Genomic DNA, 23920 nt, shown 5'->3' with positions numbered 1-23920 from the left:
TGCTCGGTCTTTACAAGGCATTTTGCAATTTTTGCCTATCGGTGTGCGCAACAAAATGGCGGCTTTTTGCCGATTGCGGATAAAGTTTCTGCGGCGTTAATAACTCGTTAACCATATGGTAGGCAAAATTTGCCTTAACGACTATGACGACATCTGGCAATACACTGATTTTTCGCACGAATTGAAGAGGCAAACCGTTGGCACTCGGGGACATGAATTTCTTTTCCATGCTACGCAATAAGATGCATTGGCATCAAACGCGTCAGCGTGTGCTTTCAGAAAATGTGGCCAATGCTGACTCGCCTAACTATAGGGCGCGGGATCTGAAAGAATTCAAGTTCAATCAGGCTTTGAAACCATTTCAAACCGGCGGATTGGAAACGCGGGTTACCAATTCTCACCATCTACAGGGCAAATCGATTTTCCCGGATGGATCGTTGGCAGGCAAAAAAGTGGATGGTTTTGAGATTACGCCAGAGGGCAACACTGTGGTGCTTGAAGAGCAGATGATGAAAGTGACAGCCAACCAATTGGACTATCAAGCTGCAACAAGCCTTTATTCGAAGGGCCTGGGCCTGATCAGGACAGCGGGTCAACGCCGTTAGTACACGTTTTAATGCGCTTCTTGAGCGGTGGCTGAGAGCAAAGGAAATACAATGGACTTTCTGAAATCGATCATGATTGCAGCTTCCGGCCTGCGTGCCCAAAGTGGGCGAATGCGGGTGATTTCGGAGAATATCGCCAATGCTGATTCCACTTCCCGTAATCCGGGCGGTGACCCTTACCGGCGGCAGATTCCCTCATTTGAATCCCACTTTGATCGCAAACTAGATGCGAAAACCGTGGAAATGGGGCGAGTCCTGCCGGACAAATCTGACTTCCGCACACGGTTTGAACCAGGGCATCCTGCTGCCGATCAAAACGGCTATGTCAAGTTGCCCAACGTCAATTCTCTGGTTGAGATGACGGACTTGCAGCAGGCCCAGCGGAGTTATCAAGCGAACTTGAATGTGGTGAGTTCCACCCGTTCCATGGTTTTGAAAACCCTCGAAATTCTCAAGGCCTGACTTTGAGGTCAGCTCTTAATCCTTTTTGACATTTGCCCGCTTAGGGCCAGAAGAGAAATATCATGCTCAACACATCTCTGACAGCCGCCAATGCATATAATCTAGCCCAGCGGCTTACGAATCAGGCACAATCGGATAACACACTGCAAAAGGCAGCCGATACCAACACTGACTTTGGCGCAATGGTCAAAGAAGGGGTGATGGGGGTTTTGGACAAAGGGCAGGTTGCCGAAAAGACAACTTCAGCCATGGTTCATGGCAAAGCCGATGTAGTGGATGTTGTAACGGCCGTTGCCGAAACTGAAGTGGCTCTGGAAACGATGGTTTCCGTTCGGGACCGCATGATTTCAGCTTATGAAGAAGTTATGCGTATGTCGATCTGAATCGAGTTGCTTTGCATGTGGTGTATTAGGCCAATGGCGGCAGTTGCCGCCAATGCTGTGAAGGAGGCCTGATATGACGGGTCCTGAGGTGCTTGACTTAGGTCGTGAAGGGATTTGGGTTCTGATCAAGGTGTCCGGCCCTATTATGGTTGTGGGCCTTCTTGTCGGTGTTGTGATTGCGTTGTTTCAGGCTTTGACGCAAATTCAGGAAATGACATTGGTGTTCGTTCCCAAGATTATCGCGATTTTTATAATGATCTTGCTCACCATGCCCTTTGTGGGAGAGACGCTCAGTTCTTATACGCGCTTGTTGATGGAGCGGGCCATTACAGGTTAGAGGCGCAACGTCTCTCGCTGGCTCGTAGCCAATTATGCTGTTCGATGTTCTTCCGCAGACCGCCTATATTTTTATTCTGATATTTTCGCGTATCGGTACGCTTTTTATGTTGATGCCCGGCTTTTCAGAAAGAGCGGTGTCTGTGCGTATGCGTCTGATTCTCGCTGTGATGGTCACCTTAGTATTTTTCCCTATGGTTTCGAGCAATTATGGCAGCATTCCTGTGACGCTCGTCGGTATTGTGGCGGCTATGGTCAAAGAAATGCTGATTGCGGCGGTGTTGGGTCTGTCGGTTAAATTCATCATGGCGGCGCTGCAAATTGCCTCAACAATCATAGCGTTCCAATTGGGCTTGAGTTTTGCCATGGGGCCTGATCCCAGTACAGGACAACAAACGGTTCAGCTGAATACCTTTATGAGTACATTGGCGATCACGTTGATTTTTGTCACGAATTTGCATTATTTGATGATTGCCGCGATGTATGACAGTTATGAGATGTTTCCGGTCAATCAAATGTTGCCGCTTGGAGACATTGCTGAATATGCCACCCAGATTTTGGGCGATGCGTTTATAGTTGGCCTCAAATTGTCATCGCCGTTTATCGCCTATGGTCTGGTGTTCTATTTTGGGTTGGGGTTGTTGTCGCGCTTGATGCCGCAGTTGCAAGTTTTCTTTATTGCCATGCCTGCCAATATTTTGGTCGGGACCGTGCTATTTATGATGCTGCTGGTCTCAATGATGAGCTGGTATATGGGGCATATAGAAGCTGTTCTCGGCAGGTTTATTGTGCGATGACTATACTGGAATCAGGGGACGTGCGAAGGTTTCTACGACAGACTGATGTGCCAAGTTGACGGCACCTGTCTGGTTTTGAAAGATTGCAGCCTTTCTGCGATGAAGGATCGTTGGAATAGCTTTAGGGGGCTGACTTGGCCGAAGAAAATGACGACTCTGAAAAGACAGAAGAGCCCACGCAAAAGCGTCTGGATGACGCACACGAAAAAGGTGATGTGGCAAAAAGTCAGGAAGTGTCGGCCTGGTTCTCGATGATGGGCACAGGCCTTGTTGTTGCGGTACTTGGTACCTATGTCGCCAAGGGCGTAGCCTCCAACCTGAGTGGCTTTTTTGAAAATTCCTATCAGTTGTCTTTGGATGGAGGGCTGTTGGCGCAAATTTGGACCGAGGTTGGATATGCCCTGTTGGGGGTGCTTATTTTGCCTATGCTGGCGCTGCTGGCGATGGCGGTTGCGGGCAACGTTATCCAGCATAAATTTGTCTTCTCCACCGAGCCTCTAAAGCCAAAATTGTCCAAGATTTCACCTGCCAGCGGGTTCAAGCGGCTGTTTTCCAAGGAGAGCCTTGTCAACTTCATCAAAGGGTTGGCCAAACTCAGCGTTGTGACCTTGCTGATGCTGCTTATTCTCTATCCCCAACGAGACAAGCTTGATCTTGTGATGGGGCTGGATCCGATTGATTTGCTACCCTTCATTCAGAGCTTGTCTTTGCAATTGGTGATCGGTGTGATCGTTGTGATGACCGTTATTGCTGGCATGGATTTTCTCTATCAGAAAAACCGCTGGCACGAAAAACAAAAGATGTCGATCAAGGAAATCAAAGAGGAATTCAAGCAGCAAGAAGGTGATCCGATCGTCAAAGCCAAGTTGCGTCAATTGCGCATGGAGCGGAGCAGAAAGCGTATGATGTCCGCGGTGCCAGACGCATCTGTTATATTGACCAACCCCACCCACTATTCGGTTGCTCTGAAATATGAGCAAGGGATGGGGGCTCCCTTATGCCTTGCCAAGGGTATTGATGATACAGCGATGCGTATTCGCGAGATTGCCAAAGAGCACAGTATTCCGATTGTGCAAAACCCTCCATTGGCGCGGGCGCTGTTCGCAACGGTGGATATCGATGCCGAAGTACCCGAGGAACATTATAAGGCGGTGGCAGAGGTGATCAGCTATATTATGAAATTGAAGAATCGGACAAGCTGGTCTAATCGCAAATAGACCATAGCTGTAATTTTAGGCGTTTTAGACCAATCAAGAGCATAGCCGTTACGCAGGGCAGAGGATTTCTAAATGAGCAAACAGGCGAGTCAGGAAGGACTTACACCTGCCATGATCGATCAGGTGGAGCGGTCGGGTAGTGTTAAGTGGCTGCTTTTGTTGGCTTTGTTCTTGGTATTGGCAGCCGCCGCACTGGTGTTTTTCAAAGGCCAGTTGGGTGGGCAGCTGCAGTTAATCTTTCTCAGCGTGCTTGCCGGAATTGGGATTCTGTCTTTGCTCGGATTTGCCGTTGGATTGGTGAAGCTTGGCAATTCGGCTCCTGCACCGCATTTGACCCGTCAATTTGTGGATAGTATGAGCGATGGTGTTTTGGTATGTGATGCCAAAGATCGCATTGTTTATGCCAACGCAGAATATGCACGCTTGACCGGTGCCGACAGTGCAGAGTCTATTCGGTCCATTGAACGCAGCTTTGCCGGCGAACCGGATGCCGCTGAGGCCATTTTCCGGTTATCTGAAGCCATTCGGAGCGGTCGCCCGTCAATGGAGGAGTTTCGCCTTCTGAAAAGCCCTAGCGGGCTTGATGCTGAAGATGGGGCGCCGCAGGCTCGGTGGTTCCGTATTAAAGTGAGAACTCCCGACGATAGTGTAAACGGTGGCGCGCGCGAGGGTTACTCTGTCTGGCAGGTGTCGGACATTACGCGAGATCGTGAACGTCAGGAAAATATTTTTCAGGAATTGCAGCTTGCGATCAATTATCTTGATCATGCCCCTGCCGGTTTCTTTTCGGCCGAGCCTGACGGGCGTGTGATCTATATGAACGCGACCTTGGCTGATTGGCTGGGCTATGATTTGGCTCAGTTTGAACCGCGTCTTCTCAATCTGAATGAGCTGGTTTCCGGTGACGGAACAGCGCTGTTGTCTGCTTCCAATAGCGCTCCGGGTGCGCCCAAGACGGAAATGATCGACCTTGATCTGGTCAAGCGCAATGGGCAAGGTTTGCCCGTTCGCCTGATGCATCGCGTACCCATGGCGTCAGATGGCACGCCGGGTGCCTCTCGCACACTGGTGATCAACCGCAGCCCCGGTGAGGATGTTTCCGAGGCATTGCGGGTCGCGGAAGTGCGCTTTGCCCGTTTCTTCAACAACACGCCTATCGCCATTGCTGCGATGACCGGCGAGGGCCATGTGGTGCGCACCAATGCACCGTTTGCCCGCATGTTCTCTTCGGTGGTGCCGGGTGAAATAAGCAGCGACGGCGAAGAGCCCACACCAACCATTCATGATTTGGTTTCGGAGAAAAACAGGGCTGGCTTGTCGGCTGCAATTGAAGAAGCACTCAGTGGAAAAAGCAATATTCTGCCAGTGGAGTGCGACTTGTCAGAAGATGAGACCCGCGCCGTTCGCTTTTATTTCTCCGGTGTGGAAGACAGTGAAGGGGATGACGAACAGGTCATTGTCTATGCGTTGGAGACCACCGAGCAACGAGAACTTGAAGTCCAGTTTACACAGAGTCAGAAAATGCAGGCTGTTGGCCAGTTGGCTGGTGGTGTGGCCCATGATTTCAACAATGTTCTGACCGCGATTATCGGCTTCTCCGATCTGTTGTTGGCAAGCCACAGGCCCAGTGATCCCGCTTTCCAAGATATTATGAATATCAAGCAAAATGCCAACCGTGCAGCGTCTCTGGTACGGCAATTGCTGGCCTTTTCTCGCCGCCAGACCCTGCGGCCACAGATTTTGGCTCTTGGGGATGTGTTGGCAGATTTGTCAATCTTGCTGGATCGATTGCTTGGTGAAAAAGTGGATCTGGAGCTGGTTTACGGCCGAGATTTGTGGCCGGTGAAGGCAGATCTCAACCAGCTCGAACAAGTGATTGTCAATCTTGCTGTCAATGCGCGCGATGCGATGATTGATGGTGGTCAGTTGACCATTCAGACACGCAACCTGTCTGAAGATGAAGCGGCGGAAATGCCCTATAAGCATCTTCTGGCTGCGGAATATGTGCTGCTTGAAGTGCTGGACAGCGGTACGGGCATTCCACCTGAAATTCGCGATAAGATTTTTGAGCCTTTCTTCTCGACAAAGGATGTCGGTAAGGGGACCGGGCTGGGGCTGTCGACCGTTTATGGCATCATCAAGCAGACCGGTGGGTTCATTTATCTGGAAAGCGAAATGGGGCAGGGCACAACATTCCGCATTTTCCTACCGCGGTATGTTGAAGATGCCAAAACTGTTGAATTGATTGAAGGCAGCGATGACACCGTCACTGTCGTGGATGTCGTCGGTGGGCCTGCAAAAGATGTTGTTGTTGAAGAGCCCGTGGCTGATTTGACCGGCAGTGCCACGATCCTGCTTGTGGAAGATGAAGAGGCCGTGCGAGCCTTCGCCGCACGTGCCCTAGCTTCGCGTGGCTACAGTGTGCATGAAGCCGGATCAGGGGTGGAAGCGCTTGAGCTGATAGACCAGATCGACGAAGAGATTGATCTTGTGGTCTCGGACGTGGTGATGCCGGAAATGGATGGCCCAACCATGTTGGGCGAATTGCGCAAAGTGCGCCCCGATTTGAAGGTGATCTTCATGTCAGGATATGCGGAAGAAGCTTTCCGCAAAAATCTGCCCGACAATGTGGAATTTGGCTTCCTGCCCAAGCCTTTCTCGCTCAAGCAATTGGCGACAAAGGTCAAGGAAATGCTGGAACACTAGGGTTTTTAACCGACTGGTTTAGCTGAATATAGAACCGCCACAGATTTTTGCGATCCGTGGCGGTTTTTGTCATTTGTGGGTTGTTTAGGCGCCGACCGAGAGGGCTATTTTTGCAGCCAAACGGGCGTTGTTTTTCACCAAGGCAATGTTGGTGACAAGGCTTTCGCCATCAGTGAGGTCTTTGATGCGCGATAATACAAAGGGTGTCACATTCTTGCCTGAAACGCCGCGGCGGTTGGCCTCGTCGATGGCTTCGATGATGTCGGATTCCATTTCGTTGCGCGGAATTTCAGCAGCTTCAGGCACTGGATTAGCAACGATCATGCCACCCTCTATGCCCAGCGTTGCGCGCATTTTATACAGCGCAGCGATGTCATCTGCGGTGTCCAGGCGCAACGGGCATGTCTCGCCACTCTCACGCGACCAAAAGGCAGGAAACTCGTCGGTCCCATAGCCAACCACCGGCACGCCGAAGGTTTCTAAAACTTCCAGCGTTTTTGGTATGTCGAGCAAGGCTTTGACACCGGCAGAGACAACAATGACGGGTGTTTTGGCTAGCTCTTGCAGGTCTGCAGAAATATCAAAGCTTTCTTCTGCGCCGCGATGTACACCGCCGATACCACCGGTGGCAAAGGTGGCTATGCCGGCTTTGGCGGCGCAAATCATGGTTGCAGCCACGGTGGTGGACCCGCTCTTGCCGGACATCAGTGCATAGGCCAGATCTGCGCGGGAAAGCTTGAGTATATCGTCCCGCTGGGCCAAATCTTCAATCTGGGTTTGGCTGAGACCGATGTTAATGATGCCGTCAATGATGGCGATGGTGGCTGGGCAAGCCCCTTCCTCGCGGATGATCTGCTCCACACCCAGTGCCGTCGATACATTTTCCGGATAGGGCATGCCGTGGGTGATGATGGTTGATTCGAGCGCTACGATGGGCTTGCCTGCATCGCGAGCGGCCTGAACTTCGGCGCTGTATGTAATGGGCAGGTCTTGCGGCTGAATGCGCATGATGTGTCTTTCTATTTGGTGCCTGACATTTGAGTTGTCGGATCGTTTTTAGGAGGAATTCACTTTGGAATGTCGGCTAGACAGGAGTCCAGCATGGGCCGGTTCAACAGATCTGGTACGGCTTGATCGCTCATCAGAGCAAGACTGGCGCCTGCCATACCGTAGGTGAGCGCTTCATCAAACGGGGTCCCCAGCAACAAGCCATGCAGGATACAGGCGGTCAGGCAGTCTCCGGCACCGTTGGAGGACGTGACTTTGACCGGAGGTGCAGGCCGGTGCCAGATGGTCCCTGCCTGCCAAGCGGTGATGCCTGCATCTCCTTTGGTGATGATCCCTGATGTGACGCCTTCATCCATCAGAATACCCGGAAGAGCGGATAGGTCTGCATATTCCTGAGCCAATATTGCGGCTTCTGCTTCGTTGCAAAAGAGCAGGTCTATTTTGTCTAACAGACTAGCGGCGCGGTTTGCTTTCGGACCGGATACTGCACATATCGCCAGTTTGTGGGCGCCCTTGTTTTCGGCTAGTGTTTCAAGAGCTTTTGGGGGCAGATTGGTATCAGCAACGATGCGGGTCTGTTGGGGAATTTCTGACAGGCAACCCATGATTTCTTCCGATGGATAGCTGTCGTAAACACCCATGTCAGCAATCGCTGCGATCAAGGAACCGTTACGATCTTCAATCGCTGTATAGCTGGCACTTGTTTTGTCAAAACTGGTGGTAATCAGAGATAAATCAATGCCCGCTGCCAACAGCTTTTCGCGCAGCAGATCGGCGTCTGAATCCTGTCCGGTAATGGTAGAAAGGGCAACATGCCAATCCAGTTTTGCCAATGCCTGGGCAATGTTTCCTGCAACGCCTCCGACGGTACGGTGCAGAGATCCGGGGTTGGATTGACCCGGCTCAAGGCGGGCCGTCGATCGACCAATACGATCGATATGGGCACCGCCAATGACAAGGATATCTGGGGTAAAGAGGTTTTTCATGGGCTCTTTGCTTTGGGATTAAACTCACTTTACCTTAGTTTGGCGGCGTGGCTTTTGCCAGAAAAAAGGCTTGGTCTTGAACGGATTACATAAACAGAAAAACCGCCGCCCTTGGGGCGACGGTTTTTGTATGTGTTTGAGAGGGGGGTCTCGATCCGAAGGAATGGGAGATTATTCCATGACTGGGATTGAAAATTCTCCGCCTTCCTTAATGCCGGAAGGCCAACGGGCCGTGACTGTTTTGGTGCGGGTGTAGAATTTAAACGCGTCGGGGCCATGCTGGTTCAAGTCACCAAATCCAGATTTTTTCCAGCCACCAAAGGTGTGGTAAGCCAGCGGCACAGGAATAGGCACGTTGATGCCGACCATGCCGATGTTGATGCGTTTGGCAAAATCGCGTGCAGCATCCCCGTCACGGGTGAAGATTGCGGTGCCGTTACCATATTCATGATCCATGGCATACCCAAGAGCTTCTTCGTAGGTTTGGGCGCGGACGCATGACAGGACTGGACCAAAGATTTCTTTTTTGTAGATGTCCATGTCAGTGGTCACCTTGTCGAAAAGATGCGGACCGACAAAGAAGCCGTCTTCATAGCCTTGCAGCGAGAAACCGCGGCCATCGACAACCAGTTCAGCCCCTTGCTCGACGCCGGTTTCAACCATGCTCAGGATGTTTTCTTTGGCCGCTCCGGTAATGACCGGACCGTAATCGACATCGGCACCAGCGGTGTAAGGGCCGACTTTGAGCTTTTCGATGCGTGGCACCAGTTTCTCAATCAGCTTGTTGGCGGTTTCTTCCCCCACAGGCACAGCAACAGAGATGGCCATGCAGCGTTCGCCTGCGGCACCATAACCGGCACCGATCAACGCATCTGCGGCTTGATCCATGTCTGCGTCAGGCATGATGATCATGTGGTTTTTTGCACCGCCGAAGCATTGGCAACGTTTGCCGTTGGCTGTGGCGCGAGAATAGATGTAATGCGCGATCGGTGTGGAACCAACAAAACCGACAGCCTGAACGGTTTCGTTGTCGAGGATAGCATCAACGCTGTCTTTATCGCCGTTGATGACCTGCAAAACGCCATCTGGCAGGCCGGCTTCGGTGAGCAGTTCTGCCAGCATCATTGGCACAGAAGGATCGCGCTCGGATGGCTTGAGGATCATGGCGTTGCCGCAAGCCAAAGCTGGGCCCATCTTCCAAAGCGGGATCATGGCAGGGAAGTTGAATGGTGTGATACCGGCAACCACCCCCAGCGCCTGACGCATGGAATAGACGTCGATGCCAGAACCCGCGCTATCGGTGAATTCGCCTTTGAGTAATTGTGGTGCGCCAATGCAATATTCGATCACTTCCAAACCGCGCTGGACGTCGCCTTTGGCGTCCGCAAAGGTTTTGCCATGCTCGGAGGACAGCACTTCGGCAAGCTTGTCCATGTCGCGATTGAGTAAGGTGACAAATTTCATCATCACGCGGGCGCGTTTTTGCGGGTTGGTTGCTTCCCAACCAACCTGGGCTTTTGCTGCGGCGGCAACGGCAGCGTCCAGCTCGTCTTTGGTGGCCAGAGATACTTTGGCTTGCACTTCGCCAGTTGCGGGGTTGAAAACATCTGCAAAGCGGCCCGAGGTGCCTGCAACTTTTTTACCGTTGATATAATGTCCGATTTCGCGCGTCATACTATTCCCCTCCCATGGATGAAAATTATCTTTTGTTGGCGCTATTTTTGCCTTAACAAAAATAAATATCAATACTCGCAATAACGCATCTGTTGTGCAAAAATTAAAGTCGCAAGGCGAGCTGGAGTTTGGAGGTGCCGTGATATGAATTGGGATGATGTTCGGGTTTTCTTGGCGGTGGCACGTGCTGGCCAACTTTTGCAGGCGGCGCGAAGGCTTGGTGTCAATCATGCCACCGTGGCCCGACGCATCACGGCACTGGAGGATTCCTTGCGGGCAAAATTGTTGGACAGGCGCACGACGGGATGCGTTCTCACCCCGGAAGGGGAAGAGTTTCTGCTGGCTGCCGAGCGGATGGAAACCGAGATGATCGCGGCGCGGGCCAGCATCGGCGAGACCAATATCGAAGTGTCCGGCGTGGTGCGCATCGGTGCGCCGGATGGCTTTGGTGTGGCTTATCTGGCGCCTCGCTTGGGGCCGCTGCTGGATCAATATCCCGACTTGACGGTGCAGCTGGTGCCGGTGCCACGCACATTTTCGCTGGATCGACGCGAAGCGGATATCGTGATCACGGTGGATCGGCCCGTTCACGGGCGGCTGGTGGCGCGCAAATTGGTCGATTACAGTCTCGGGCTGTTTGCGTCGCGGGCTTATGTTTCGAAATATGGCATACCGGAAAAACGGGACGATCTGTCAAACCATCGTCTTGTGGGGTTTGTCGAAGATCTTATCTACAGTCCGTCCCTGAATTATGCCGGAGAAATGATGCGTGGTCACAGGGCGCAGTTCGAATGTGCCAGTGCGTTGGGGCAAACCGAAGCGGTGAGAGCTGGTTTGGGGATCGGCATTCTGCATGGATATTTGGCTCGAGAAGATGCCGATTTGGTCGAAATCTTGCCGCAACACAACATCCAGCGGGCTTATTGGGCCGTATATCATGAGAGTACGCGTCGTTTGGGGCGGATATCAGCGGTGTCTGACTATATCTATCAGTTGGTGGAGCAGGAACGGATCATATTTCGTTGAAGCCCTGGCGATTTTTACTTCTGATCACCTGCTGTTTCGTTTCTGGGCTAAGGGTGGATTGCCTTTTCATGCTTTCCTTTGCTAAGCTTTTTAAAATGATTAAAAACCCTGATGGATGGCGAGTGGCATACAGGGGATCGGCGGCACTCGCAGGAGAAGGACTATGGCACCAAGTTCCTATCAAGCCCCGCGCTCAGATGGCGAAGGCAAGAAAAATATGTCTCAAGATGCGCGCCTGGCCTTTGAAAAAGCTTATTCAGAAACAAAAGTCGGCGAAATCCTCAATGAAAAAGGCCATCAGATTTTTGCGATTACCAGCAGCATGACCCTATCGGCGGCTGTGGCTGAATTGGCGGCCAGAAAAATCGGCAACATGCCGGTGATTGATACCAATGGTGGTCTGGTGGGTGTTCTTTCTGAACGTGACATTGTTCGCGCCACAGCGGAAATTGGCGAAGAGGCACTGACGCATTCGGTTAGCGCCTATATGACCGAAAACCCCAAAACCTGTTCCAGCGATGCGCTTATTGTCAATGTGATGCAGGAGATGACGGATGGCCACTTCCGCCATATGCCGGTTGTGGACGGCACTCGTTTGGCTGGTGTGATTTCCATTCGTGATATTGTTTTGCATCGGGTGACTGAAGTGGAATATGAAAATCTCCGCCTAAAACAATTGATGGTTGGCTAAGTCGACTGGTCATCACAACCGATTGAAAGGCCCCGTGTGGGGCCTTTTCTTTGTTCTGTCTAAGAGGGCATTCCATGAGTGTTGTTTCAATCCATTGGTTCCGACAAGATTTGCGTCTGGGGGATAATCCCGCATTTGAGCGGGCGGCGCGTAGTGGTGCGATCCTGCCGATTTATATCCTCGATGATGATGCCGCTGGAGAGTGGGCTATGGGTGGAGCCAGTCGTTGGTGGCTTCACAAGGCCTTGCAGTCCCTCAATGCACAGTTGGGCGGGCGCTTGCGGCTGTATCGCGGTAAGGCAACTGAGATTGTGCCCCGTCTTGTTACTCACTATCAAGCAAACGCGCTGAGTTGGAGCCGTTGCTACGAGCCATGGCGCATGGTGCGTGATTCCGAGATTGCCAAACATGTCGAGGAAATGGGGTGCGAAACCATCCGGCTGAATGGCTCGCTCTTGTGGGAACCTTGGACCATCAAGAAAAAAGATGGTGGACCTTACAAGGTCTTTACACCCTATTATCGCAAGGGCTGCCTGCAATCGGCTGCACCTGCTGTTCCCATTGCCGTGCCTTCAGAGCTATCCTTTTGTTCGGCGCTTGAGGATGATGGTTCTGTAAGCCTTGATGCCTTGGATCTGTTGCCTGAGGTGCCGTGGCATCTGTCGCTAGAAGCGCACTGGGATGTGAGTGAAGACGGTGCGCAAAAGGCTCTGGCTGCCTTTATGGATGGCGGGCTTGGTGGCTATAAAGCGGGGCGGGACTTTCCGTCAAAATTCCATATGTCACGGCTATCGCCTTATTTGCATTGGGGGCAGATATCACCCAATCAGGTCTGGCACGCGGCCAATTTTGCCCAAGACGCTGGGGGGCTTGATGTCGACGTGGATCACTTCCGCAGCGAATTGGCGTGGCGGGAATTTTCCTACAGTCTGTTGTATTACAATCATGATCTCCCCAAACGCCCGCTTCAGGCTAAATTTGATGGGTTTGACTGGCGTGAAGATTTTGATGCTTTGACCGCTTGGCAAAAAGGCCAGACGGGTATTCCGATTGTCGATGCAGGCATGCGTGAGCTATGGCAGACCGGTTACATGCACAATCGCGTGCGGATGATCGTGGCGTCTTTCCTCGTCAAAAACCTGCGGTTTCATTGGCGGCATGGTGAGGAGTGGTTCTGGGATACGTTGGTTGATGCCGATTTGGCCGCCAACAGCGCCAGTTGGCAGTGGGTGGCGGGGTGTGGAGCCGATGCCGCACCTTATTTCCGTATATTCAATCCGGTGTTGCAGGCCGAGCGGTTCGATCCGGACGGGGTGTATATTCGCAAATATGTGCCTGAATTGGCGGCGTTGCCGAACAAATATCTATTCAAGCCATGGACGGCACCCAAGGATATTCTTGATCGCGCCGGTGTGCAGCTTGGCCAGAGCTATCCCGAACCCGTTGTTGATCTCAAGCAAAGCCGCGAGGGTGCTCTCGCTGCTTTCAAAGCCTTATCTTGAGGCAAGGTTGGTGTTGATTCACAAGCTCATGTCTGCCAACCGGAAGATGCGTTGTTCTGGGTTTTGTGAGGTCGTCTTTGATGAACCATCCGTATTTCAGGCATTGAACTAAGGGCATCTTTCTGCCTGCCAACGGTTGGTGTAGCTTGCGCGCAATCATCGGGGTGGGGAGGACGCTATGCTGGAAAAGAAACAAAATTACCAAGAGACCTATCAAGCCTATCGATGGGACATCCCTCAAAGTTACAACATGGGGGTAGATGTTTGTGATAAATGGGCACTGGTTGAGCCGGACCGGTTGGCTATCGTTGAGGTGTCTGAAGGCGGTGCATCGCGCGCGCTTAGGTTTGCTGCGATGCGGGATCTTTCCAATCAACTTGCCAATGCGTTAACCCGCCATGGGGTTTCGGGCCTATCGGTACCTGGTGAGGTTGGGGATCGGATCGGTATTTTGTTGCCGCAATGCCTTGAGACCGCCATTGCGCATGTTGCTGTCTGGAAAATGGGCTGTGTATCCTTGCCGCTGTTCACATTGTTCGGCCAAGATGCGCTGACGCACCGCTTGCAGGATTCGGGTGCCAAAGTGGTTATCACCAATGCAGAAGGGGCCAAAAAGCTTGCCGCATTTCGGCATGAGTTGCCCGACCTGCAATTGATTGTATCGATTGATGGTGCTGGTCAATATGGCCTTGATTTTTACACAGAGGTTGAGAGCGAAAGCACCCAGTTTGAAGCGGTGCAGACCCGCGCAGATGATCCTGCTTTGCTGATTTATACATCCGGCACGACAGGCAATCCCAAAGGGGCATTGCATGGGCACAGGGTTTTGCTGGGGCATTTGCCATGTGTCGAAATGCATCATGATTTTTTCCCTCAACCCGGTGACAAGGTCTGGACGCCAGCGGATTGGGCATGGATCGGTGGCTTGATGAATGTGCTGATGCCATCGCTTCATCACGGGGTGCCTGTGGTGGCCTGCCGTGTGGCCAAATTTTCGGGAAAATGGGCCTTGGATTTCATCAAAGCGCAAGGCATCCGTAATGCTTTTTTGCCGCCGACTGCGCTTAAACTGATGCGTCAGGTGCCTGATGCTGACAAGTTGGGCATTCAGATGCGCTCGGTTGGCAGCGGTGGGGAGGCTTTGGGCACCGAATTGCTGGACTGGGGACGGAGTGCCCTTGGTGTGACGATCAATGAGTTTTACGGGCAGACCGAATGTAATCTGGTGATTTCATCCTGCTCTGCGCTCGGCTGTAATCGCACGGGCATGATGGGGCTGCCTGTTCCGGGCCATGTTGTCGAGGTTATTGACGAGATGACTGGTGCAATTTTGGCCGTAGGCGAACAGGGGGCGATTGCGGTGTTGTCGCCTGATCCGGTGATGTTTCTACGTTATTGGAACCGGCCGGACGCTACCAAGGACAAATATGTTGAAGGCTCTCAAGGACGCTGGCTATTGACCGGTGATCAGGGTGTCAGAGATGCGGAGGGCTTTTTCCAGTTTGTCGGTCGCGATGATGATGTCATTGGTTCTGCTGGGTATCGCATCGGCCCGTCAGAGGTCGAGGATTGTCTGTTACGTCATCCTGCGGTGCAGATGGCCGGGGTCGTTGGAAAACCGGATCCCGTGCGCAATTCTGTCGTCGCAGCTTATATAACTTTGACCGATGAGTATGAACCGTCCGAGGCGCTCGCCGATGACATTGCTGATTTTGTCAAACATCGCTTGGCGGCCCACGAATATCCCCGTGTGGTGCGGTTTGTCGATGAAATGCCAATGACGACGACGGGAAAAATCATCCGTGCGCAGTTGCGGGCTATGGCTCAGTCAGAAGCGGAAGACGAAAGTTCATAGCTGTTTTGGCTTTGCACATAGCAAGCAAAAGGTGGCAAGCAACAGGCTGGCACTCTGCTGTCTGTTGCTTGATTGATTGTGCTAGCGGATGCGGGCTTCTGTATCACCATCAAAGACCATGGCACGGTCAATTTCAATGTCCAGACCGACGCGGTCTCCGTTGGAAGCTGGCGCTGTTTCTCCCGCTTCAACCGTGAGGCGATCTCCCGAGTCAGCCCGCAAGTAGACGTAAGACACGCCGCCCAGAGATTCAGAATGTTCAACCGTATGGGTGCTGCCATCCGGATTGATTTTAATATGCTGGGGGCGAACACCGACGGTGACCTTTGATGTGCCCGCCGTCATGCCTTGCGGTGGAGCGAGAGCGTCGAGCCCAAAGCCGGGAACTTCGATTGATCCATTTTCAACGGTGGCATCGCAAAAGTTCATGGCAGGAGAGCCAATGAAGCCTGCTACAAATTTGTTGTCCGGGTCGCGATACAGATGCATCGGTGCTCCGACCTGTTCGATTTTGCCTGCGCGGAGCACGACAATTTTGTCTGCCAATGTCATGGCTTCAACCTGATCATGGGTCACATAGACCATGGTTGCACCGATTTCCTTGTGCAGGCGGGCTATCTCGACGCGCATTTCGACACGCAATTCAGCGTCGAGGTTGGAAAGGGGTTCATCGAAAAGAAAAACTTCAGGGCCGCGTACAATCGCTCGGCCAATGGCGACACGCTGTCTTTGTCCACCGGACAAAGCCTTGGGTTTGCGGTCTAGATAGTCGTCCAGCTGGAGGATTCTGGATGCTTCGGAGACCTTGCTTTTGACTTCTGCCTTATCATGGCCGTTCATTTTAAGTCCAAAGCCCATGTTTTCGGCCACTGTCATGTGTGGATAGAGGGCATAGGTCTGGAACACCATAGCAACGCCGCGCTCGGCAGGGTCCGCATTGGTAACGTCACGATCACCAATGCTAATGGCGCCTGATGTTGTTTCTTCCAGCCCTGCGATCATGCGCAATAGAGTGGACTTGCCACAGCCGGAAGGGCCAACAAAGACGCAAAATTCACCATCATCGATGTCGAGATCCACCCCGTGGATGACTTGAATTTCGGCGAATTTCTTGACAACATTTTGAAGCGTCAATCCTGACATATTTTATTCCTCCTGGTCGGCAGGGCCAACGAATATTGATTTTGTGATGATACAATCGGAACGGTTAGTGTTCCGGAAAATACCAATGCTTGGCTTCTTGCGCGATTATTCGGGCTGTTTTTTTGAGTTCTGGAGCCAGTCTTGCCAGCTCATCAATATTTGCGTGTTGGGATGATTTGGTAACAGATAAGGCTCCGAACAGAGTGTTCTGTTCGGTTGCGATGGGAGCGGCGATGCAGATGACGCCCGGTTCATGTTCTTCTCGATCAAAGGCATAGCCGTCTCTACGAATCTGAACCAATTCAGACCGCAGCGTCTGTTCATCCCCAATTGTGTGGGGAGTGAAGGCATAAAAGCTCTGTAAAGACAAAATGTAAGACAGCTTGGGTTCTGGCACAACAGACAGCATCGCCTTGCCAACCCCTGTGCAATAGGCGGGCCCGACTTTGCCTGTTTGACTATATTGGCTGGCGAAGTTATTGGCGTTGCATCGGTCGATATAAAGCACTTGACCACCGTCTAGCTGGCCCAGAAGAACGGTCTCGTTAAAAGTCTTGCTCAACTTTTCGATGTGAGGCCGAGCAATGGGGGCGAGCGATGCTTGCTTCCACGCAGAGTGGGCCAAGCGAACCAAGCGAAACCCGAGGCTGTAGGTTTGGTGCTCGGCGTCGTAGCTGAGCATGTTCTGATTGGTCAGTGTTTGCAGAAAGCGATAAAGAGATGCTTTTGGGAAGTTGCTCTCATCCTGCAGTTCCTTGAAGCGGACAGGCCTATCAAAGGCTGCTACTTGCTCCAGCACCTCCAACGCCTTGCCGACCGTCCCATCTGATGGTTTGACTGGGGCGTCGGGTTGAATATTTTCCGCCATTTCATGCTCCCGCTCATGCCAGATGCCGGTGGCTTTCTCCATAAGCACTGTTGACAATATTTAGCCGTTTGGCATTATGTTTGCAATAAGTAAAACTCGGTTTCAATATATGAAACCTATTTGGGAGGAAGACATGCGTTCCATGCTTAAGACTACTTTGGTCGCTTTGGCGACAACCGCGATGATCGCGATGCCTGCAATGGCTGCGAGTTTGACCGGTGATCTTAAAATTTTCCTTGATACGTCTGACCCTGATCCTCGTGCTGCTATGGAAGGCATGATTGATCGCTTCCAAAAGTTGAACCCGGATCTGAAGATTGAAACCACAATCATTGACCACGAAGCCTATAAAACCCAAATTCGTAACTTCCTGACAGCCAATGCGCCTGATGTTGCTACTTGGTACGCTGCCAACCGCATGAAGCCATATGTCGACGCTGGTCTGTTTGACGATATTTCTGATGTTTGGGAAGATGAAGTCTTCAAAACCAAACTCGGTCCTTCCAAGGCTGCTGTGACCCTTGATGGCAAGCAGTGGGGCGTGCCTTACACCTTCTATCAGTGGGGCATTTATTATCGTAAAGACATTTATGAGCAACTGGGTATTTCTGAGCCAAAAGACTTTGCAGAAATGAAATCCAATTGTCAGAAAATTCTCGACAGCGGCAAAAAATGCTACACCATCGGCACCAAATTCCTTTGGACTGCTGCGGGCTGGTTCGACTATATGAACATGCGCACCAACGGGTTCCAGTTTCATATTGATCTTTTGGGCGGCAAGGTTGCCTGGACCGATGACCGGGTGAAAGCAACCTTTGCGAACTGGCGCGAGTTGATCGACATGGGTGCCTATGTTGATAATCACACGTCGTATAGCTGGCAGGAAGCGCTTCCCTTTATGGTCAAAGGCGAAGCTGCTGCTTATCTGATGGGGAACTTTGCTGTTCCACCACTCCGCGATGGTGGTCTTGATGATAGCAAGTTGGACTTTTATCAGTTCCCTACTATCACTCCGGGGGTGACTGTTGGTGAAGATGCACCAATGGATACTTTCCACATTCCTGCTCAGGCAAAGAACAAAGAAAATGCGCGTGCTTTCTTGAAATATGTTGTTGATGCTGAAAACCAGACCATCGTCAACAAAACCCTGCAACAGCTTCCTGTGAATGCTGATTCAGCTGTGGCTGACGACAAGTTCTTGCTTGAAGGTCTGCCTATGCTGAATGCTGCGGATGGTGTGGCACAGTTCTTTGACCGCGACGCTCCGGCAGAAATGGCCAAACTTGCCATGGATGGTTTCCAGAAATTTATGGTCAAACCTGACGCGTTGGATAGCATTTTGAACCAGCTGGAACGTGGACGCAAACGCATCTACAAATAAGTTGGCCGATTGAACCGATTGCTTCCTCGCCTGACTTTGCTCGGGCGGGGAGGTCTTAGCACCCGTCCTCGGTCCGGTCACACCTCCAACAATCACATTATAGAAAGGTTCGCTGATGAGTTCCGTGCCTGCAGCTCTTTCTGCCACAAACTCGAGTTGGTGGCACCGAAATCAACAGAGTATGACGCCCTTGCTTTTGCTTTTGCCGGGCGTTTTGTTTTTTCTATTCTATGTGATTTTTCCAATTTTCCAGTCTTTCAATCTTTCCTTTTATGAATGGGATGGGTTGGGTGAAAGAAGCTTCGTTGGTTTTTACAATTACGAAGAACTATATTGGGATGATGCCTTCTATATCTCCCTGCGCAACAATGTCATTTGGCTCGTTTTGTATTTGCTGGCTATTCCGGCCGGATTGTTCATCGCGCTTTTCCTGAACCAGACTGTCACTGGTATTCGCCTTTATAAGTCTCTGTTTTTCTTTCCATTCGTGATTTCTCAAGTGGTCGTGGGGCTGGTCTTTACCTGGTTCTATGATCCAACATTTGGCTTGCTGAATGTGTTTCTGGGCTGGTTCGGGCTTGGTCCGATCAATGTACTCGGAGACGAGCATTTGGTGACCTATGGTATTATCGCTGCAGGTTTGTGGCCACAGACCGCTTATTGCATGATCCTTTATCTGACGGGTTTGAATGCGGTTGATCCCGAGCAGATTGAAGCGGGGCGACTGGACGGTGCCAAGGGCGCGCGTATGCTGTGGTATATCATTCTGCCGCAACTGCGACCCGCGACCTTTATTGCCTTTGTGGTGACGGTTATCGGTGCACTTAGAAGCTTTGATTTGATTTCTGTGATGACCAACGGTGGCCCTTTCGGCGAGAGCCGTGTGTTAGCCTTCTATATGTTTGAAGTCGCCCTGTCTGAATATGGCTTCCGCATGGGATATGGTGCCGCCATTGCGGTGATGCTGTTCCTGATCATGCTGGTTTATATTTCGTTCTTCCTTTGGAAGATGGCGCGTGATGAGAGGGGCGTATAATGTTTCCGACTCCTGTAGAAAAGAAATCCAAAGCCTTTTCCATGACCTATCAAGGCATGTTGCCTGTGGTCATGCTGATGTGGCTGGCTCCTTTGCTGGCGGTTGCGCTGTTTTCCATCAAGCCTGATGCTGACTTTTCCCAAGGCAATTATTGGGGGCTGCCGTCCAGTTCTGAAGGGCTGGGCAATTATTGGAAAGTGTTCACCGCATCTGATATGCCTCGCTACCTGCTGAACTCGGTTTTTATTACCGTGCCGACGGTGATCGGGGCTGTGGCCTTGTCCTGCATGACGGGCTTTGCGCTTGGGGTCTATCGTTTCAAGGGCAATATGTGGGTCTTCTTCATGTTTGTTGCGGGCAACTTTGTGCCGTTCCAGATCCTGATGGTGCCGGTGCGTGAATTGACCCTGAATATGGGGCTTTACGATACCAAAACCGGCCTTGTGCTGTTCCACATCGCTTTTCAGACCGGTTTTTGCACCCTGTTTATGCGCAATTTTATTCGTGCTTTGCCCAAAGAGTTGATCGAAGCAGCGCGGGTGGAAGGCGTGAGTGAATTGCGGATCTTCTGGTATGTGGTGCTGCCTTTGATGAAGCCGGCGATTGCGGCTTTGGCTGTGTTGATTTTTACTTTCATTTGGAATGACTATTTCTGGGCGGTTGTCTTGACACAAGGGCCTGATAGTCAGCCTGTCACCGCCGGTATCACCAGCTTCAACGCCCAGTTCCGCGCTGCCTATAACATGATGAGTGCAGGCTCTTTGGTTGCGGCTCTTCCCCCTGTGATGATGTTTTTTGCTATGCAAAAGCATTTCATCGCCGGATTGACTTTGGGCGCAGTCAAATAGCTCAATTTTGACAGCTGGCGGATGCGCCAGCTGTCTCCCACTTCTGCATTTTCTCCTTTTCGGGATTATACCAATGAAAAGATGCTGGCGGATTGACGATGGACGTCAAAGCCTTGTCCTTGGCTCCCACCAAGATCGCCTTGCCGAGGTGATCTATTGGGGGCCTTGTTTGCCTCATAGTGAAGATCTCAATGCGCTCTTTGATGCCCATATCATGGACGTCACGGGCGGCATGTTGGACAAGAATCCCGAAGTGTCTCTCTGTCCGGAGGCCAAGCGTTCCTTCCCCGGTCAGCCCGGACTGATCGTGCGAGCGGGGGATGGCAGTCGGTTGTTGCCCGATTTTCGGTTCTCAGAGGTGCAGCAAAGCGCGTTTGGGCTGACATTGCTTTATCGTGATGATGCATTGGGTTTGACTTATGAAGCGGCGTTTCAAGCAAATCCTGCAACGCATGTCTTCGCTTTAAGCGCCACTTTGCTGGCGGACGCACCTGTGTTTGTTGATTGGCTTGCCGCGCCGGTTTTGCCTGCGCCACAGCTTTCTGATTCCATGATTGATTTCTCCGGTCGTTGGTGTGGGGAATTTAAGCCCAATCATGTGCCATGGACCGCTGGTGCTCATGTGCGTGAAAGCCGAATAGGCCGCACAGGGCATGAGCATTTCCCCGGTCTCTATGTGCCCTGTCGTGGTGCGACCAATACGCAAGGGAGCGCTTACGCCTTCCATTATGGATGGTCCGGCGGCCACCGGATGATCGCCGAAGAGTTACCAGACGGGCGTAGGCAGATCCAATTTGGCCACGCTTCAGACATCGAGCTGGAAGCGGCTCGCCGTTTTGAAACCGCGACGCTTTACATCACCTCTTCGGTGGATGGATTGAACGGTTGTGCCGTGGCATATCAACGGCATTTGCGCGACGAAATTCTGACCATGCCTCACCCTGAACGCCCCAGACCTGTGCATTATAATTGCTGGGAAGCGATCTATTTTGACCATGATGTCGAGGAACTGAAGGCCATTGCCAATCGGGCAGCAGAGCTGGGCGCGGAACGTTTTGTGTTGGATGACGGTTGGTTTGGCAAACGGGATGACGATACCAGCTCGCTGGGGGATTGGGTGGTCGATGACCGTAAATATCCTCAAGGGCTGACACCCCTGATCGAGCACATCCATGGCTTGGGCATGACCTTCGGTATATGGTTTGAGCCGGAAATGGTGAATGAAGAGTCTGAGATCTATCGAGCACACCCCGAGTGGGTACTTGGTACAGATGACCAGATTCGCGGGCGACAACAGTTGGTCTTTGATATGGCCAATGAAGCGGTGCGTGATTACCTGTTTGATCACATATCTGCCGTGCTGGCTGCCGATGATATCGACTATATCAAGTGGGATCACAATCGGGTTCTTCCCTTTCCGGATTCCAAGCAAACGCACGGCACCTACGCTTTGATTGACCGGTTGCGCGGGGCCTATCCCGACGTGGAAATCGAAAGCTGTGCGTCTGGCGGCGGGCGCATTGATTTTGGCATCTTAAAGCGCACCCAGCGGGTGTGGCTGTCCGATAGCAATGATGCGATTGAGCGTTTGCGTATACAGCATGATGCTGCTTTGTTTTTGCCTCTGGCCGTTACCGGATCTCATGTAGGACCGCGCATTTGCCACACCTCTGGTCGGGTGCTCGATATTCGCCTGCGGGCTTGGGTTGCGGCACAACGCCATATGGGGTTCGAGATGGATCCGCGTGAGTTGAGCGAGGATGAGGCAACTGTGCTGGCCAACGTTACCAGCTGGTGGAAGGACAATCGCAACTGGATGCAGATTGCGGACATTCTTCGTCTCGAAAGCGCCGATCCTGCCGTGATCGCAGAGCAACAATTGGCGCGTGATGGATCTCGTTTTGTGGTCTTTGCGGGCAAGGCGGCCACGTCTTCCCAAATTGCACCGCGTCCGTTGCGCCTGACCAATCTGGATGCGGATGCGCGTTATCGGGTTGAGTTGATCAACAAAGAGGATAGTGTGGGTTTGTCTCGCGGATATGTTGCACTCAAATCTGGCGCGCTTGAGCTGAGTGGGGCCTATTTGATGCAATTTGGGCTGACGCTGCCCTGGAGCTTCCCTGACACGATTTGGGTTGTCGAAGGTCAGAAATTATAGACATCCGCATGATGCCCCGCAACAAGGCGGATGAGGGGGCGGAAAGCGCATGGGATTGGAACCTGTACTCAATCAAACAGTGTTGTTCTTTGGCTGTCAGGCCGTCGTTGTGGGGATGACAGAGGGGATGGCCGAGGCTGGAGTGACACACCATTCTCACTAACTTATTTCTTGCCTGTAGGATGGGGTAGCCAAATTTAATCTGCTATACAATGTCCAATTCCTGTATCAACGGCATGACACCAACATGGTTCCGTTTTGACTTTCAAGGTGAGCCGTATGATGCGTGGGCAAAGCAGGGTGAATAATGGAGGCATTGTGGTAAACGGATGACAGAGCTGAAATGGATTGCCGTTGATTGGGGAACAACCCATTTGCGCGTTTGGGGGATGAACGCAAGCGGTATCCCCTTGTTTCACGTCCGTTCTGACCAGCGTATGGGAGCTCTTGAGGCAGATGCATTCGAGCCAACACTGATGGCTTTGATTAAAGCGCATGTGCCAGATCTGGATCGCAAAATTGATGTGATTGCCTGTGGTCGGGTTGGAGCCCTAAAGGGAAGGGCGGACATGCCGTATTGTGCTGTTCCGTGCCAGCCTTTGGCAGGCGGGCTTACCAAACTTTCAAGTGATCAGTTTAATCTGAATGTGATTTCTGGTCTCAAGCAAACGCAGCCTTTTGATCTCATGCAGGGCGAGGAGGTGCAGATTGCCGGATATCTTGCTGGTGACAAGGAGTTTGATGGTGTTGTCTGTCTGCCCGGATTGCATAGCAAATGGGTGCGCGTCAGCGCCGAGGAAGTGGTCTCTTTTCAGACGGTAATGACCGGTGAAATGTTTGACGCTCTGTCCGATCATTCGGTTTTGCAGCACAGTCTTGCGCAAACTGGCCTGAATGAAGAGTTGTTTCTGGAAACGGTTTCAGAAGGGATGGCACATCCTGCGCGTCTGAGCAGCAGGTTGTTTTCCCTGCATGCAGAGAGCTTGTTGTCAGGATTGAGTGCAGAAGATGTTCGAACGCGCTTGTCCGGCCTGTTGATCGGGATGGAACTGGCAGCCACCAAACCCTATTGGTTGGGGCAGAAAATTGTACTCATTGGTGACCACGATTTGTCCTGTCTTTATGCCAAGGCCCTCACAGAACAAGGCTGTATGCCAATTATGGTTGAGGCTGAAGATATGATACGCAATGGACTGATCGCTGCCTATGGTGCGGTTGTAAAAATAGAGGGCGTTTAG

Annotated in this window: 21 protein-coding genes; 16 read left to right on the top strand and 5 right to left on the bottom strand. The window is 51.8% G+C overall.

Features of this window, described 5'->3' with window-relative positions:
* The first annotated feature begins 227 nt into the window (after nucleotides 1-227).
* The 7 genes from flgB to cckA all read left to right on the top strand — a co-directional run bounded on the left by flgB (nucleotide 228) and on the right by cckA (nucleotide 6506).
* Nucleotides 228-605 (top strand): flagellar basal body rod protein FlgB, encoded by a 378-nt coding sequence (gene flgB / locus C0081_RS00905; RefSeq protein WP_425349440.1) that lies wholly within the window; start codon nucleotides 228-230, stop codon nucleotides 603-605.
* 51 nt (nucleotides 606-656) lie between these two features.
* Complete coding sequence (gene flgC, locus C0081_RS00900) at nucleotides 657-1067, top strand: flagellar basal body rod protein FlgC (protein WP_101531917.1); 411 nt, start codon at nucleotides 657-659, stop codon at nucleotides 1065-1067.
* A gap of 62 nt (nucleotides 1068-1129) precedes the next feature.
* The gene (gene fliE, locus C0081_RS00895; protein ID WP_101531916.1) at nucleotides 1130-1450 is read left to right on the top strand and encodes a flagellar hook-basal body complex protein FliE; all 321 of its coding nucleotides are present in this window, start codon (nucleotides 1130-1132) and stop codon (nucleotides 1448-1450) included.
* Between the two features lie 73 nt (nucleotides 1451-1523).
* A complete protein-coding gene (fliQ, locus tag C0081_RS00890) occupies nucleotides 1524-1787 on the top strand; it encodes a flagellar biosynthesis protein FliQ (RefSeq protein ID WP_101531915.1) in 264 nt (87 codons plus the stop codon).
* A gap of 34 nt (nucleotides 1788-1821) precedes the next feature.
* A complete protein-coding gene (gene fliR, locus C0081_RS00885) occupies nucleotides 1822-2583 on the top strand; it encodes a flagellar biosynthetic protein FliR (RefSeq protein ID WP_101531914.1) in 762 nt (253 codons plus the stop codon).
* Nucleotides 2584-2717: 134 nt separating this feature from the next.
* A complete protein-coding gene (gene flhB / locus C0081_RS00880; protein ID WP_101531913.1) occupies nucleotides 2718-3800 on the top strand; it encodes a flagellar biosynthesis protein FlhB in 1083 nt (360 codons plus the stop codon).
* A 72-nt stretch (nucleotides 3801-3872) separates the two neighbouring features.
* Nucleotides 3873-6506 (top strand): cell cycle histidine kinase CckA, encoded by a 2634-nt coding sequence (gene cckA / locus C0081_RS00875; protein ID WP_245417822.1) that lies wholly within the window; start codon nucleotides 3873-3875, stop codon nucleotides 6504-6506.
* Nucleotides 6507-6590: 84 nt separating this feature from the next.
* On the opposite strand, the gene C0081_RS00870 is transcribed toward cckA, so the two are convergent.
* The 3 genes from C0081_RS00870 to C0081_RS00860 form a co-directional block, all read right to left on the bottom strand.
* Nucleotides 6591-7514, bottom strand: a complete 924-nt coding sequence (locus C0081_RS00870) for a pseudouridine-5'-phosphate glycosidase (RefSeq protein WP_101531912.1) — start codon at nucleotides 7512-7514, stop codon at nucleotides 6591-6593.
* A gap of 59 nt (nucleotides 7515-7573) precedes the next feature.
* The gene (locus C0081_RS00865; RefSeq protein WP_101531911.1) at nucleotides 7574-8500 is read right to left on the bottom strand and encodes a carbohydrate kinase family protein; all 927 of its coding nucleotides are present in this window, start codon (nucleotides 8498-8500) and stop codon (nucleotides 7574-7576) included.
* 171 nt (nucleotides 8501-8671) lie between these two features.
* Nucleotides 8672-10174, bottom strand: coding sequence for a CoA-acylating methylmalonate-semialdehyde dehydrogenase (locus tag C0081_RS00860; protein ID WP_101531910.1), 1503 nt, complete (start codon nucleotides 10172-10174; stop codon nucleotides 8672-8674).
* Between the two features lie 144 nt (nucleotides 10175-10318).
* Between C0081_RS00860 and C0081_RS00855 the strand changes: the two genes are divergently transcribed.
* The 4 genes from C0081_RS00855 (at nucleotide 10319) to C0081_RS00840 (ending at nucleotide 15248) form a co-directional block, all read left to right on the top strand.
* Nucleotides 10319-11200: a LysR family transcriptional regulator gene (locus tag C0081_RS00855; protein WP_101531909.1), complete on the top strand. Its 882-nt coding sequence runs from the start codon at nucleotides 10319-10321 to the stop codon at nucleotides 11198-11200.
* Between the two features lie 163 nt (nucleotides 11201-11363).
* Nucleotides 11364-11891, top strand: coding sequence for a CBS domain-containing protein (locus tag C0081_RS00850; protein WP_180966687.1), 528 nt, complete (start codon nucleotides 11364-11366; stop codon nucleotides 11889-11891).
* Between the two features lie 74 nt (nucleotides 11892-11965).
* Nucleotides 11966-13393, top strand: coding sequence for a cryptochrome/photolyase family protein (locus tag C0081_RS00845; protein WP_101531907.1), 1428 nt, complete (start codon nucleotides 11966-11968; stop codon nucleotides 13391-13393).
* Between the two features lie 178 nt (nucleotides 13394-13571).
* Nucleotides 13572-15248 carry an AMP-binding protein gene (locus C0081_RS00840; RefSeq protein ID WP_101531906.1) on the top strand — a complete coding sequence of 559 codons (1677 nt, stop codon included), beginning with the start codon at nucleotides 13572-13574 and terminating at the stop codon, nucleotides 15246-15248.
* A gap of 81 nt (nucleotides 15249-15329) precedes the next feature.
* Here C0081_RS00840 and C0081_RS00835 read toward each other — a convergent pair whose 3' ends face one another.
* Nucleotides 15330-16391, bottom strand: a complete 1062-nt coding sequence (locus C0081_RS00835; protein WP_101531905.1) for an ABC transporter ATP-binding protein — start codon at nucleotides 16389-16391, stop codon at nucleotides 15330-15332.
* Nucleotides 16392-16455: 64 nt separating this feature from the next.
* Nucleotides 16456-17259 carry an IclR family transcriptional regulator gene (locus C0081_RS00830; protein ID WP_101532329.1) on the bottom strand — a complete coding sequence of 268 codons (804 nt, stop codon included), beginning with the start codon at nucleotides 17257-17259 and terminating at the stop codon, nucleotides 16456-16458.
* A gap of 133 nt (nucleotides 17260-17392) precedes the next feature.
* On the opposite strand from C0081_RS00830, the gene C0081_RS00825 reads away from it, so the two are divergent.
* From C0081_RS00825 to C0081_RS00805, 5 genes are all read left to right on the top strand, one after another.
* Nucleotides 17393-18640 (top strand): ABC transporter substrate-binding protein, encoded by a 1248-nt coding sequence (locus C0081_RS00825; RefSeq protein ID WP_101532328.1) that lies wholly within the window; start codon nucleotides 17393-17395, stop codon nucleotides 18638-18640.
* A gap of 115 nt (nucleotides 18641-18755) precedes the next feature.
* Nucleotides 18756-19676 (top strand): carbohydrate ABC transporter permease, encoded by a 921-nt coding sequence (locus C0081_RS00820; RefSeq protein WP_101531904.1) that lies wholly within the window; start codon nucleotides 18756-18758, stop codon nucleotides 19674-19676.
* Nucleotides 19676-20524, top strand: coding sequence for a carbohydrate ABC transporter permease (locus C0081_RS00815; RefSeq protein WP_101531903.1), 849 nt, complete (start codon nucleotides 19676-19678; stop codon nucleotides 20522-20524). The genes C0081_RS00820 and C0081_RS00815 overlap by 1 nt, the downstream gene beginning before the upstream one ends.
* 73 nt (nucleotides 20525-20597) lie before the next feature.
* Complete coding sequence (locus tag C0081_RS00810; RefSeq protein ID WP_101531902.1) at nucleotides 20598-22682, top strand: alpha-galactosidase; 2085 nt, start codon at nucleotides 20598-20600, stop codon at nucleotides 22680-22682.
* 329 nt (nucleotides 22683-23011) lie between these two features.
* Nucleotides 23012-23920, top strand: a complete 909-nt coding sequence (locus C0081_RS00805; RefSeq protein WP_101531901.1) for a 2-dehydro-3-deoxygalactonokinase — start codon at nucleotides 23012-23014, stop codon at nucleotides 23918-23920.

This window comes from Cohaesibacter celericrescens, from assembly GCF_002866925.1.
In the GTDB taxonomy this organism is placed as follows: Bacteria; Pseudomonadota; Alphaproteobacteria; order Rhizobiales; family Cohaesibacteraceae; genus Cohaesibacter; species Cohaesibacter celericrescens.
The sequence above is the reverse complement of the archived record's forward strand: the minus strand, read 5'-3'. Positions and strand labels throughout refer to the sequence as shown.

Coding starts and splice junctions, on each gene's coding strand:
- flgB (WP_425349440.1), top strand. CDS start 228: ATGCTACGCAATAAGATGCATTGGCATCAAACGCGTCAGCGTGTGCTT.
- flgC (WP_101531917.1), top strand. CDS start 657: ATGGACTTTCTGAAATCGATCATGATTGCAGCTTCCGGCCTGCGTGCC.
- fliE (WP_101531916.1), top strand. CDS start 1,130: ATGCTCAACACATCTCTGACAGCCGCCAATGCATATAATCTAGCCCAG.
- fliQ (WP_101531915.1), top strand. CDS start 1,524: ATGACGGGTCCTGAGGTGCTTGACTTAGGTCGTGAAGGGATTTGGGTT.
- fliR (WP_101531914.1), top strand. CDS start 1,822: ATGCTGTTCGATGTTCTTCCGCAGACCGCCTATATTTTTATTCTGATA.
- cckA (WP_245417822.1), top strand. CDS start 3,873: ATGAGCAAACAGGCGAGTCAGGAAGGACTTACACCTGCCATGATCGAT.
- C0081_RS00870 (WP_101531912.1), bottom strand. CDS start 7,514: ATGCGCATTCAGCCGCAAGACCTGCCCATTACATACAGCGCCGAAGTT.
- C0081_RS00865 (WP_101531911.1), bottom strand. CDS start 8,500: ATGAAAAACCTCTTTACCCCAGATATCCTTGTCATTGGCGGTGCCCAT.
- C0081_RS00860 (WP_101531910.1), bottom strand. CDS start 10,174: ATGACGCGCGAAATCGGACATTATATCAACGGTAAAAAAGTTGCAGGC.
- C0081_RS00855 (WP_101531909.1), top strand. CDS start 10,319: ATGAATTGGGATGATGTTCGGGTTTTCTTGGCGGTGGCACGTGCTGGC.
- C0081_RS00850 (WP_180966687.1), top strand. CDS start 11,364: ATGGCACCAAGTTCCTATCAAGCCCCGCGCTCAGATGGCGAAGGCAAG.
- C0081_RS00845 (WP_101531907.1), top strand. CDS start 11,966: ATGAGTGTTGTTTCAATCCATTGGTTCCGACAAGATTTGCGTCTGGGG.
- C0081_RS00840 (WP_101531906.1), top strand. CDS start 13,572: ATGCTGGAAAAGAAACAAAATTACCAAGAGACCTATCAAGCCTATCGA.
- C0081_RS00835 (WP_101531905.1), bottom strand. CDS start 16,391: ATGTCAGGATTGACGCTTCAAAATGTTGTCAAGAAATTCGCCGAAATT.
- C0081_RS00830 (WP_101532329.1), bottom strand. CDS start 17,259: ATGGCGGAAAATATTCAACCCGACGCCCCAGTCAAACCATCAGATGGG.
- C0081_RS00825 (WP_101532328.1), top strand. CDS start 17,393: ATGCGTTCCATGCTTAAGACTACTTTGGTCGCTTTGGCGACAACCGCG.
- C0081_RS00820 (WP_101531904.1), top strand. CDS start 18,756: ATGAGTTCCGTGCCTGCAGCTCTTTCTGCCACAAACTCGAGTTGGTGG.
- C0081_RS00815 (WP_101531903.1), top strand. CDS start 19,676: ATGTTTCCGACTCCTGTAGAAAAGAAATCCAAAGCCTTTTCCATGACC.
- C0081_RS00810 (WP_101531902.1), top strand. CDS start 20,598: ATGAAAAGATGCTGGCGGATTGACGATGGACGTCAAAGCCTTGTCCTT.
- C0081_RS00805 (WP_101531901.1), top strand. CDS start 23,012: ATGACAGAGCTGAAATGGATTGCCGTTGATTGGGGAACAACCCATTTG.